This is a genomic window from Corynebacterium sp. (assembly GCF_030826625.1).
Classification (GTDB): domain Bacteria; phylum Actinomycetota; class Actinomycetes; order Mycobacteriales; family Mycobacteriaceae; genus Corynebacterium.
Genome location: NZ_JAPJNQ010000064.1, coordinates 1 through 12372 on the forward strand (window position 1 = coordinate 1; position 12372 = coordinate 12372).

The window sequence follows — 12372 nt, forward strand, 5'->3', positions numbered from 1 at the left end:
TCTTCGCGCTTATCGCGGTTCAATTTACCTTCCGCGAGCGCGATTTCACATTTGGCTTTCCCGTCTTTGAGATACACCTTCAGCGGGACCAGTGTGCGGGCGCCATCACGAACTTGCCCCATCAGCTTATCGATTTCACGCCGATGTAGCAGTAGCTTGCGGGTGCGTTTCGGTGAATGATTCGTCCAATGCCCCATCGAGTATTCCGGGATATGGAGGTTACGCAACCAGACCTCATTTTTGTCGATGGTGGCAAAAGCGTCGACAAGAGAAATTTTGCCTTCACGCATGGCTTTAATCTCGGTCCCTACCAGGACCATTCCGGCCTCATAGGTATCGAGAATCTTGAAATCGTGACGGGCCTTGCGGTTCGTCGCCAGCACCGCAGAATTGGCCGCCGCAGCGTTCTTTTTCGCCTTGTTTCCCTTTTTCGCCATAACAGCTGTAATCCTACTAGCTTTACTTCCGCACGTAGGAGCGCAACGTGATATACGCGGTAATCCCGGAAAAAACCATGCCTGCCACAGCGACGGCGGGGAACGTAGCCCAGATATCTCGGGTGCGAATCGGGGCAATCAATTGAGATTCATACAACCCGGCCAGTGACGGGTCGACAATCGTGAATTTCGCGGCAAATAGCCCTGCCCCGGCAACCACTGCACCAAGCAACGTCGCCAGCATCGCCTCGATAACGAACGGAGCCTGGGTGTACCAGCGCGACGCACCAACAATGCGCATGATGCCAATTTCTTCCCGACGATTAAACGCCGCGATTTGGACCATGTTCGCGATCAAGAAGATCGCAGCCACGGCTTGCACCACAGCCAGGATGAACGTCGCATTCCGGATGGTATCCAAGTTATCGGTAGCGCCACGGACGTCTTCTACCTGGTCGATCACGCCTTCCACCTGTGGCAAATCACGGATCGGCTCCAGCGGGGTGGTATCGGTGGGATCTGTCAGGCGCACGTGCAAGGCTGCAGGTAAAGCATCAGGCGAGGTCTCTTCCACCAGCACCGGATCAGTCTCACCGAAAACTTCGACGAATCGCTGATAAGACTGTTGTTGGGAGCGGAAGATCACCGAAGCGACTCCCTCGGACGATTCCAAGGATTCCTTGACCTCGCTGCACTTCTCACTCGAGCAATCTTCATCGTTTGCAGAAATATCGCCATCCAGTTGGACCATTACCTCAACGCGTTCGAGGTAAATGTCCTTGGTGTCCGAGGTCATCATCGAGACCAACACGCCGGCGGTGACCAAGCTCAGCGAAATCGCGGTGGTCACGATCAGCGCGAAAGCCATGGTGAAGTTGCGCCCCAGGCCCTTCAGCGATTCTTTGAGCACAAATCTCAGTTTCATATTCTTCTCCTGCCTCTGCTCACAAAGCTGCGAGCGTTAGCGCGATTCCCCGTAGATACCGTGGGCTTCATCGCGCACAATCTTGCCGAGATTCATCTCGATGACACGTTGGCGCATGTCATTGACCGTGCGCGCGTTGTGCGTAGACATGACGACGGTGGTTCCCTTCGCATTGATCTGGCGCAACAGCGTCATGATTTCATCAGCGGTGTGCGGATCCAGGTTGCCGGTTGGCTCGTCGGCAAGCAACAGCAACGGGCGGTTGACGAATGCGCGAGCGATAGCGACGCGTTGCTGCTCACCGCCGGAAAGCTCACTCGGCATGCGGCTGGCCTTGGCATCGAGCCCAACCAACTCGAGTGCTTCCATCGTGCGCTTTTTAATACGCTGCGGACGCTCCCCTATAACTTCAAGGGCGAATGCCACGTTGTCGTAGACGTTGAGTTTGCTCAGCAGCCGGAAATCCTGGAATACGTAGCCTATGCGCTGGCGCAATTTGTTGACTTCTCCGCCTTTGAGCTTGTTGACGTGGAAATCTGCGAAGTGGATATCGCCTTTGCTCACGTTGGTATCGCGGATCAGCAACTGCAGGAACGTCGACTTACCCGAACCGGAGGGCCCGATCAGAAAGACGAATTCGCCTTTGTCGATGTGCAGGTCGATCGCATCCAAGGCAGGGCGAGTCGACGTCGCATATTCTTTGGAGACCTTATCGAAAGTGATCACAGCTACCACTTTAGCCACATCTGCAGTGGCGATGTCTAGTGGCAATGTCTAGTGGCGATGTCCAATACTCCGTCGAGTACACCGCTAACGAACCGTGAGCGAAAAGCCTGGACAAAAAATTCACTCCAATATATCGTGAGACGGATCACCGAACAATAATGATCCCGATATTAGGCAAGCAGACGAACCATAGATTGGCCACAAACCATGAACCCACCCGCGTCGCAGAGCACGAAAGACAAAGAAAAGCAGAGCACAAGCTCGAATAAAAAATCCGGAGGCAAAGCTGGCGAATCCGCGGGCGGCTTCCTCGGAGTGATCGAAAAGGTCGGTAATAAGCTACCGAATCCGTTTTGGTTGTTCGTGATCCTAGCCGGATTGGTCGCCATCACCAGCTGGATCGGCTCCACCATCGGCATGAGCGCAACCCAGCCAGACTCCGGTGAGACCGTAGAGGTCGAAAACCTGCTGACTGCCAACGGCCTCCAGCGCATGCTCACCGACGCGGTGGAAAACTTCACCAGTTTCCCACCCCTGGGAGTGATCCTAACCGTAATGCTGGGTGTAGCCGTCGCCGAACACTCCGGCCTACTCAGTGCCCTGGTGCGCTCTATGGTGGCGAAAGTCGGCCCCAAAGTGTTGACTTTCACGCTGGCACTGGCCGGTGTGACAGGTTCGGTAGCCTCCGATGCGGTATACGTCATCCTGATTCCGCTCGGCGCGATGTCGTTCCACGCCTTGGGCCGCTCCCCGATCGTCGGTGCGATGGTCGCGTTTGCTGCCTCGTCGGCAGGTTTTAACTCTTCGCTAATCCTCAACATCACTGACTTGCTACTGGCCGGAGTTTCTACCCCTGCCGCGCAGCTTGTCGACGAAAACTACGAAGTCTCCCCGCTGGCGAATATTTTCTTCGTGATTCCATCGGCGGTGGTGTTGGCGTTGATCATCACCCTGGTCACCGAGTTGTTCGTCAATAAGCGCGCCCATGACTTGGTTGACCACGACCAGATCGACTATTCAGAAGTGTCATTCGATAGCGCTGTTGGTGGTTCTACTGGAAGTTCCAGCGCCGATGAAAATGCCGATGACTCTGACAGCAACAGTGACAGCAACAGCGCCAGCAATAACGATCGTGACAGCAAAGGCGCCCGCGAACAGCTCAAACTCGCACCGGAAGAAAAAGCTGGGCTGCGAGCTACCGGTATTGCATTGTTGCTCATGCTGGCTGCCTACTTCGCACTGCTGTTCATCCCCGGTTCACCACTGGCGGGACCAGACGGCGAAACCATGGATTCACCACTGATCCGTTCGATCGCGGTCCCAATTGCCGGCGTGTTCTTCCTGTGCGGCATCGTCTACGGCCTGGTATCTAAATCGATTTCTAGTTCCGCAGACATCCCAGACTTCATGGCGGCAGGCTTGAAGACGATGCTGCCAATGATCGTTCTGTTTTTCGCCGTCGCGCAATTCTTGGCCTGGTTCGAATGGTCCAACCTTGGCGTGTGGACGGCAAACACAGGCTCCGAGCTGCTCGAGCGTGCAGACCTGCCACCGATCCTGCTGTTCGCCGGCGTCGTCGTGCTCGTTGCGCTGCTGAACTTGTTCATCACCTCGGGTTCTGCGCAGTGGGCACTCATGGCACCAGTGATCGTGCCAATGCTGATGTACGTTGGAACCTCGCCAGAGGTCACCCAGATGCTGTTCCGTATCGGTGACAGCCCGACAAATATCATCACACCGATGTCGCCATACTTTGCTTTGGCACTGACATTCTTACAGCGCTATTACAAGCGTTCCGGAGTTGGCACGCTGATGTCGCTGGCGCTGCCATACTCGATCTCCATGATCATCGGCTGGTTCATCTTCTTCATCATCTGGTATTCCCTAGGAATCCCACTGGGCCCAGGTTCACCGATGGAGTACCCAGCGAGCTAATCCGCTGGGCGCATTCGGCAGCCGCGCGGTGCCCGGCGCGTTGGCTGCCTAATCAGTAGCAGCTTCTTCCTGGGTGGCATCCGACATCCGCCAACGAATAGCAGCTTCCAGAAAACTGTCAAGGTCGCCATCCAAAACCTTGCCTGGATCGCCCATCTCGTGATTGGTACGCAAGTCTTTGACCATCTGGTATGGGTGCAGCACGTACGAGCGCATCTGGTTACCCCACGAAGCATTACCGCCCGCGCCGAGCGCATCCAGCTCGGCGCGTTCTTCTTGCCGTTTGCGTTCCAGCAGCTTCGCCTGCAGCACGCGCATGGCAGAGGCTTTGTTTTGAATCTGGGATTTCTCGTTTTGGCAGGTCACCACGATCCCCGTCGGCAGGTGGGTCAACCGCACTGCAGAGTCCGTGGTGTTTACTGACTGCCCACCCGGCCCTGAGGAACGATAGACGTCGGTGCGAATTTCCGAATCCGGCACTTCAATGGAGTCGGTTTGCTCCACCACGGGCAACACCTCGACTTCTGCAAACGAAGTCTGGCGCCGCGCCTGATTATCAAACGGTGAGATTCGCACCAATCGGTGCGCGCCTTGCTCCACCGACAAGGTGCCGTACATGTATTGGCCATGCACAACGAAAGTCGCGGATTTGATGCCGGCTTCTTCTGCATACGACACGTCATAAATTTCGACCTTGTGACCTTTGCGCTCTGCCCAGCGGATATACATGCGCATCAGCATCTCCGCCCAGTCGGCAGCATCCACGCCACCAGCACCAGAGCGAATATTGATCACAGCTTCGCGCTCGTCGTACTCGCCTGCTAGCAACGTGGTGATCTCCAATGCGTGGATGTCTGCTTCCAGCGTTGCTAGTTCCTCATCGGCAGCGGCTGTCGCGGAATCGTCTCCTTCGGCTGCTTCTTCGTCGGCAAGCTCATAGAGCACCGGAATATCATCGAGGCGTTGGCGAAGGTCGTTGAGTTTACGCAATTTCGCCTGGTTGGTAGATAGCTCCGAAGTGATCTTCTGGGCATGAGTGGGATCGTCCCAGAGGCTAGGATCAGCAGCTTTATCCTCAAGCTCACGTACCCTTTGTTGCAGATACTCAGGGTCGGTCACCTGCTCAATTGAGGAAAGCGTGGTGGTGAGCTCTTTGACTACAGCAGCTTTATCCGATCGCATGTCCACCCAGCCTACTCAATCCGTACTGCACGGCGTGATCCGCACAGATTTTAAGGCATAACGTTTTCAGGCAAAATGGTTGCCATGAATTCGCCTGCACATTCTGCTTCCGACGACGCACATACCAACGATCAACAACTCGAGCTTGATAAGGCCATCGACGCCACGGCCAAAGCATTCATGGTCGCCCACGTCAGCGACGACGACGGGCAATTAGCCCAAGCGCTGGTTCTCAATGCTGGGCGTATCGCATGGCGCCTGCGCGAAAAAGGCCTAGAGCAGAGCACGAAAACGTCGATTTCCGATGTGGTTACTAATGCTGACCGTGCAGCCGAACGTTTTGTCGCGACCGTTTTGGAAGGCATCCGCGCCGAAGACGGCATCGTCGGTGAAGAAGGTGCCCGCACGCAGAGCAAATCTGGGCGCACCTGGGTGATTGATCCGGTCGATGGCACCTATAACTTTGCCTGTGGCTCGGACTACTGGTGCTCAGCACTCGCCCTGGTAGAAGGCGATATCAGCGATGGTGCAGGCAGTACCCCTGAGCGCATCATTGCCGCCGCCGTGCACCGTCCTGCCATGGGATATACCTGGTTTAGCGGTGCCACGGATTCCGGGGAGAAGCTCACAACTACCCGTGATGGTGAGGCTGTAAAGGAAATCAACGATAGGCCGTTAAGCAACGCCTGTGTGGGCACCTATCTGCACCCGTCGTGCATGGCCAAGGAAGCAACACGCGAAGCCTGGCACGCGGTACTTTCCCAGGCCGCTACCTTGCGCATGCTCGGAGCAGGCTCTGTCGATCTCGCCTCGGTCGCCGATGGCACCCTGCATGCTTGGATGCAGCATTCCGTTCCTGCTTGGGATTGGTTGCCGGGCAAAGCGCTGGTCGAAGGCGCAGGCGGAACCACCGCCACCCAGATGGCTGGAGGGGTGCGCTGGCACATCGCAGGAAATAAACAAACCGTCGCTGAGATCATTGCAATTCTGAAAGGCAGTAACAATGACTAATCCACACTCTACTTCGCCATACGCCGAAGACCTAGCGCTCGCGCTAGAGTTGGCAGATCGGGCCGACGGCATCACGCTGAACCGTTTTCAGTCTGCGGACCTGCAAATCGAGTCCAAACCGGATATGACCCCGGTCAGTGATGCGGACGTTGCGTGTGAAGAAATGCTGCGTGAGCAACTCGGCGGCGCACGTCATAATGACGCCATTTTAGGTGAAGAAATGGGTGGCACTCCACAGTTTTCCGGGCGTCAGTGGGTTATTGACCCGATCGATGGCACCAAAAACTATGTGCGTGGCGTTCCTGCATGGGCGACCTTGATCGCTTTGCTTGTCGACGGCGAGCCCGTCGTCGGTGTGGTCTCTGCACCCGCGCTGGGTCGGCGTTGGTACGCCGCGAAAGATCATGGCGCATTTCGCCGCGTGTTCGATGCTGAACCCGACCCGTTATCGGTTTCGGCGGTCGCGGACCTTGCTGATGCCTCAGTGTCGTTTTCTTCTTTGGAAGGTTGGAGGGAACGCGGCCAGCTAGATAATTTCTTGGCACTCAGTGAGCAGACCTGGCGTTTGCGTGGCTTCGGGGATTTCTGGTCGTATTGCTTAGTTGCCGAGGGCGCTGTCGATATTGCTGCCGAACCAGAAGTATCTCTGTGGGATCTGGCCGCCCTCGATATTATTGTCCGCGAAGCTGGTGGCGTCTTCACTAGCCTGGACGGCGCAAAAGGCCCACACGACGGCTCAGCGGTGGCCACGAACGGGCACCTTCATGAGGCCGTGTTGGGCCTTTTAGCTCGCGGTGAATAACTTTCCACGGCTTAAGTTTTCCGAGGTTTAAGTTTTTTCCGTGGTTTAGTTTGTAGGCGGTTTATTTTTCTGGCAACTGGAAGCCAGCGCCGATGCGACCTTTCGCATTGATGTCGTTAATGATGGCGGTGGCGTCGGTGGCCATGGTCGGCACGTGCACAAAACCTTGCAGCGGGCTACGGCACGATAGATCCAGCCCCGTTGGGTTAGCTCCACCAGAAATTACGCCGACCAAGCGGTTGCCTACTAGCAATGGTCCGCCGGAATCGCCGAGGCTTGCACAGACTTGGTTGAACTGCAGACCTTGGAGGTTGCCATAGTGAATGCCACAGGTATGGCCAGTGGCGACACCGTTTTTGCAGACCTGCTCGCCAAAGCGTGGCCCAGCAGCAATCTCGTCGACGGTGACGTTGTTGTAGCTGCGGCTGACCTCCGCGTTAGAGCCAAATTCGATCACGGAATAATCGTATTCCTGGTTCGTTGCAACAATCGTGCCGGAGTTTCCCACCTGCCAGGAATCAGCCGAGGCGACAAAATCGCCTTCCGCACCGCAGTGGCCAGCAGTAATACCGATCTTGTGGCCTTGGGCGTCAGTGCCGGCGACCGCGAGCGTGCAAATACCGGATTCACCGACGAACAGCGGGGTTCCCGGGCCGTACAGCGATTTTCCTTGCGAAAGGTATTCATTCGATTCTTCCGGGATGCGCGGCGCATCAAACCACGAACCAGGCACGCGGTGCAAGATAAATTCTTCTGTCGGCTTGCCTGCCAGGATCTTCGACAGCGGATCATTCACCCAACGCATATTCGGATCGATCGCGGGGTTTTCGATGATGGCAGGGCGCTCGCCAATACCATCGTAATCTTGGCTATCGGCGCGTTGCGCTTCGACGTCCTTCTTCCCAGTATCATGCGCTGGGTCGTCGTCTCTCTTTCGCGCGCTTTCGGCGGCAGTCATTTCCGTGCTTGTCGACGTCGACTGCGGTTTTGACTGTGAGCCCTGCGCCGCGCGATGCTTCGGCAACACGTTGGCCAGCTGCTGATCAACCGCATCGGTGATTTCACTGTCTACCTCAGGCGTGGCGATTCCCCACTTCTGCAGGTGCGTGCGTGCTTGGTCTACAAATCCAGCAGAATCAACCACTGGGCCTTCTTCGACGGTTGCGGTCACCTCAGCAAGAGCTTGCTTCGCTGCTTCCACCTGTGGGTTTTCCTGCCATGGTTGTGCACTCGCGCTCGCAGCCCCTGTCAACAAACCTGCCACACACGTTGCTGCCGAGGCCACCACGGCGGTGAGTACTCGACGTGCACTACGCGAACGCATTGGCGCTGTCACTACTGGCTGCGCAGAAGCTGGCTGCGTCTTGGCCGTTGGTGTTGCTTGCTGCGGCGCTGGTCGTCCTCGCACTAATCATCCTCTATTCTGCTCGCGAAAAACTGCCAAAAGGCTGTGGTGTCCAAGATTTCTTCTGCCTTATCGTCGCATGGATTTTCCGCTTGCACACTGGGTTAATCAGGTCGTTGAATGATAGTTATCAAATGGTTATTACCTGTGTGCGCGAGCTGGGAGAACGCTTTTATTCATTGCATGGACCACCCCCATACGTGCAGTTAGTTCACGATCTTTTCCGGATCTCCGAGCCGCTCGCCAAACCCCACCAGCACAGCAAAAACCGCTGCCAAAGCCAGCGAAATTCCTGACCAGAACGGGTACAACTTGGGCCCAGCCGCCTTCGCCAACAAGGCACCCAGAAACCCGCCCAAAGTGTTGGAGACGAGATCGTCAATAGAGCTTCGTCCGACAGAAAATGCGTATTGTGCTATTTCGATACTGACACTGCACAGCGCAGCCAGTACAGCGACTTTCCACACACTTGCCCACCCAGTCCGCGATCCACTACGCACTTGGTTGCTTCCCCGGCGCGAACTTCCCGTAGCAAACACGATGAACAATAACGCACCAAAGGGAATGAATAAAGCGGTATTTCCGCCATATTCGAACACACTGAGGAACCAGTTCGATGACGAGCGCCAGACATCGAGTGGTTCGAGAATGATCTCACGCACCCGCTGGTTGTCTGGGTCCCAGAGATAACCGATCTGATAGAAGCTTTTCAGCAGGGTTAAGGCAATAATGACGGCCAACCAGGCCACAAACGCAATTTGGTGAAGATTTTTCATTAGTCGTTATAGCCGTTTTAGTCGTTATTGCCGTTTTCTGGGCTGCGGGCGGAAACCTGCGATTGTTGCTGCTGCGACGAACGCACGCGCAAAGACTCCAGTCCAGTCGTCGCCAAGGGGATTTCTTCCCAACGCATTGCTTCGAGCACCGCGATGATGACTGCATCGGTGGCCTCACGTGATTCCAATCGCGTTGAACCAGACCAAAACAGTAGTTCAAGGCTGACGGTTTCAGTTCCTACCTCGTGGTAGTACGCGCTTGGTTCGGGATCGTTGAGCACACAATCTAGGCTGCTCATCGCCTCGATAGCAACGGCTTTCGCCCGGTTCAGGTCGGCAGTCGACGATAAATCAATCACGACCCGGGCGCGGATGGTTTCGAATCCGGTCTGCACGACGACCTCTCCGGAGTGCATGAGCGTATTCGGGATCACCACGAGCTGGCCGTCGAAACGCCTAATGCTCGTGGAACTGAGATAAATATAGGTGATGGTGCCGGCGTTATCACCCACCTGCACCTGATCACCGACGCGGAATTGATCGCGTGCAAGGATCATGATGCCAGCAAACATATTGCCGAGCACCGTCTGAAAGGCAATACCGGCAGCGATGGACACGACACCGATGCCGCCGAGAATATCGACCGGGTTAATCGAGGGAAAAACCACCGTCATGGCGGCAGAAAAAGCCAGCACTGCGATGATCCAGAACACCAGACGTCCCAATACCCTGCGCGAACTGTGTACCCGGCCGCGTGCCCGCAGATACAAACGCGTGATCGCAGTTGCGACGGCGGCTATGGCGAGTCCAATCAGCAGTGTGATCAGCCCCCGTAATACGCCATCCCAGGTAATTGTTCGGATGAGTTCTTCTCCAGGTGCATTCACGCCGAGTCCATTCACACTTCACTATCTTAGGGTTCATGACTTCCCAAAATCGAGTGACAGATACCGACGGATCCATCACGGGGGTTCCCGTTGCCAGCTACCCGGTGCGTGGGCATGAGATCCTCTTATTCCGTGTCTTCGACGTGCGCGGTGAACACGGCGGTGAGGGTACGGCGCGTCCAGCAGCGTTTTCTGTGCTGGCCGACCGCCTGTGGCCGCGTGGGATCAAAAAGGAAGACCTGCAGCCAGACCTGTGGGATAAACAGCTGTGCCCGTCGCAAGAACTCCGGAAAGAATTCCACGACGGGCTGTCTTTCGATGAATTCAGCCAGCGCTACACCTCCGAGCTAGACCAGCGAGCTGCCAATGGCGCGCTTGCCGACGCCATGACGACCTTGTCTAAAGCGGCAGGGCAAGGAAATATCGCACTACTGTTTGCCGGCAAGGACACTGAGCACACCCATGCTCGTGTCCTGGCGCAATGGTTGGTAGAGGCTATCGAAGCAGAATGAGCTTCGCTGCGATAGCCAGCATCACAGATGGCTTACTGTGGCTTATTTCTCCCAACCGATGTCTTCCTTCAGGAAGGTCTTGAATGGTGCCGGACCAAAGTTGGCCAAGCCCTTCTTGTACGCAGACATCTGTGGACCATTTGCGTATGGCAGGTGGCCGTAGCGCTCAAAGACTTCTTTTTCGAGTTCATTGGCACGCTTGATTTGATCTTCTTTATTCTCGAGCTGCTGCATTTCTTTGATCTTTTCATCAAATTCTGCAGACCCTGTGCTTGACAGATCCAAGTTGGAACCTGTGCCGAAGGACTGTTCAAAATAGACGATACCGCTGTACGGGCTGGTCACGCCGACAGCGCTCAAGAAGATATCGAAGTCGCGCTCGTCCAGGATGTTCGCGAATTCACTGGTTGGGCGTTCTTCAATGCGTAGATCCACACCGATGCTACGCATCATCGACTGCAGCGCAGAAGCGGTGGACTTGGAGACGTCATCGTCACCGACCAAGACATAACGTAGGGAAAGTTTCTCGCCGTCTTTTTCGTAGATCCCGTCGCTGCCTTCGCTATAGCCAGCGGATTCTAGGAGTTTCTTCGCGTTTTCTGGGTCATATTCGAGAACCTCAGACAAATTGTCCTGGTAGTGATCCTGGAATGTCAGAGCGCTCATTGAGCCCGGCAGTTCCTCTTCATAATCCAGACCGTTGTAGCGGATTTCAGCCAACTGCTCACGGTTAATACCTGCAAGAATTCCGTGACGTACTTCCGGATCCTCCAGCAACGGGCTCTCCGAGTTCAACGAGAACAAAATATGGGAAGGACGCAAAGCTGCGCGGATATCGATGCTATCGCCCATCTGCTGTGCAATAGACATATTGTTCTTGTTGCCCACACCCGCAGCATCAATTTCACCAGAACGGAAAGCGTTGATAGTAGCCTGCGATTCCAGCTGTCGGTACGTTACGCGATCCAGCTTGGGCGCTGGTCCCCACCATTTGTCATTCGGTTCGAAGACTACGTTGCCAGACTGGAAGTCGGCCGAGGCCACGGTATACGGACCCGCACCCCATTCTGGGCGTAACTGCTTAAGATAAGCTTCGTTGAATTCTTCTGGAGTATCCACCTCTGGGTGCAGCAGCTGTGTGAATGGTTCTTCCCACCATGGGTAGACCTGTTTATAGGTCACAACCGCTTGCTTGGAAGAATCGCCTTCTTTGACAGATTCCACCAAGTTGTAGCCGTCTGTGGCAGCTGGCTGGAATTCTGGGTTCTCCCCGCTCATAGCTTTCCAGATGGCTTCGAAAGCCCGCCAGTCAATTGGGGTGCCGTCGTTGAAGGTGGCTTCGTCAGTGAAGTTATAGGTCACCACCGTCTTACCATCGACGTCTTCACTACTTACGGAATCAAAATAATTCGGGTTGAATTCGACTTCACCCTGTTCGTCCATGATGGTCAGCTGTGGGTTATACCAATCCCACACCGTCGTAGTATCGGACACCATGTTGGCGTGCAGAGCATTCTGCTGCTCAGAGATCTCACCGATCGGCAGCCGCAGTTCGCCACCGTCTTGTAGTTGATCACGGTCAACCGGGTTGTAATCGCCTTCTGGGTGAACTTCAACGCCTGCGCCACCATCGCCGTTGCCACCACCAGAGGCACTGTCTCCGCCGTCCGAGCTACACGAAACCAGAGTCAGCGCAAGAGCCGACATGGCGCCGATACCGACCTTCTTGATGCGGCTGGCTTTTTTAACCCCAAAACCAGACCCAAAACCAGAC

12 protein-coding genes are annotated in these 12372 nt (G+C 55.5%); 4 read left to right on the forward strand and 8 right to left on the reverse strand.

All coding sequences use genetic code 11. From position 1 onward, the window contains the following. The 3 genes from smpB to ftsE all read right to left on the reverse strand — a co-directional run. The coding region (gene smpB, locus RCH87_RS08150) for an SsrA-binding protein SmpB (protein WP_306516213.1) at positions 1 to 437 on the reverse strand (437 nt) is incomplete at its 3' end. 22 nt (positions 438 to 459) lie between these two features. Further along, the gene (gene ftsX, locus RCH87_RS08155; protein ID WP_306516214.1) at positions 460 to 1362 is read right to left on the reverse strand and encodes a permease-like cell division protein FtsX; all 903 of its coding nucleotides are present in this window, start codon (positions 1360 to 1362) and stop codon (positions 460 to 462) included. Between the two features lie 36 nt (positions 1363 to 1398). Beyond that, positions 1399 to 2088: a cell division ATP-binding protein FtsE gene (gene ftsE, locus RCH87_RS08160; protein ID WP_306516215.1), complete on the reverse strand. Its 690-nt coding sequence runs from the start codon at positions 2086 to 2088 to the stop codon at positions 1399 to 1401. 207 nt (positions 2089 to 2295) lie between these two features. Here ftsE and RCH87_RS08165 point away from each other — a divergent pair, with 207 nt between their 5' ends. Beyond that, the gene (locus RCH87_RS08165) at positions 2296 to 4023 is read left to right on the forward strand and encodes an AbgT family transporter (protein ID WP_306516216.1); all 1728 of its coding nucleotides are present in this window, start codon (positions 2296 to 2298) and stop codon (positions 4021 to 4023) included. 48 nt (positions 4024 to 4071) lie between these two features. Here the strand turns inward: RCH87_RS08165 and prfB are convergent, their stop codons facing one another. After that, positions 4072 to 5205 (reverse strand): peptide chain release factor 2, encoded by a 1134-nt coding sequence (prfB, locus tag RCH87_RS08170; RefSeq protein WP_306516217.1) that lies wholly within the window; start codon positions 5203 to 5205, stop codon positions 4072 to 4074. Between the two features lie 75 nt (positions 5206 to 5280). On the opposite strand from prfB, the gene RCH87_RS08175 reads away from it, so the two are divergent. Further along, a complete protein-coding gene (locus RCH87_RS08175; RefSeq protein WP_306516218.1) occupies positions 5281 to 6216 on the forward strand; it encodes an inositol monophosphatase family protein in 936 nt (311 codons plus the stop codon). Then, a complete protein-coding gene (gene hisN, locus RCH87_RS08180; protein ID WP_306516219.1) occupies positions 6209 to 7018 on the forward strand; it encodes a histidinol-phosphatase in 810 nt (269 codons plus the stop codon). Before RCH87_RS08175 ends, hisN begins: the two co-directional genes overlap by 8 nt. A 61-nt stretch (positions 7019 to 7079) precedes the next feature. On the opposite strand, the gene RCH87_RS08185 is transcribed toward hisN, so the two are convergent. From RCH87_RS08185 to RCH87_RS08195, 3 genes are all read right to left on the reverse strand, one after another. Beyond that, positions 7080 to 8426: a S1 family peptidase gene (locus tag RCH87_RS08185; protein ID WP_306516220.1), complete on the reverse strand. Its 1347-nt coding sequence runs from the start codon at positions 8424 to 8426 to the stop codon at positions 7080 to 7082. Between the two features lie 203 nt (positions 8427 to 8629). Beyond that, a complete protein-coding gene (locus RCH87_RS08190; RefSeq protein ID WP_306516221.1) occupies positions 8630 to 9199 on the reverse strand; it encodes a VanZ family protein in 570 nt (189 codons plus the stop codon). 17 nt (positions 9200 to 9216) lie between these two features. After that, complete coding sequence (locus RCH87_RS08195; RefSeq protein WP_306516222.1) at positions 9217 to 10086, reverse strand: mechanosensitive ion channel family protein; 870 nt, start codon at positions 10084 to 10086, stop codon at positions 9217 to 9219. A gap of 35 nt (positions 10087 to 10121) precedes the next feature. Here RCH87_RS08195 and RCH87_RS08200 point away from each other — a divergent pair, with 35 nt between their 5' ends. Beyond that, a complete protein-coding gene (locus RCH87_RS08200; protein WP_306516223.1) occupies positions 10122 to 10598 on the forward strand; it encodes a DUF488 domain-containing protein in 477 nt (158 codons plus the stop codon). Between the two features lie 42 nt (positions 10599 to 10640). Here RCH87_RS08200 and RCH87_RS08205 read toward each other — a convergent pair whose 3' ends face one another. Further along, entirely contained in the window at positions 10641 to 12329 is a 1689-nt protein-coding gene (locus tag RCH87_RS08205; protein ID WP_306516224.1) for an ABC transporter family substrate-binding protein, read from the reverse strand. Between the last annotated feature and the right edge of the window lie 43 nt (positions 12330 to 12372).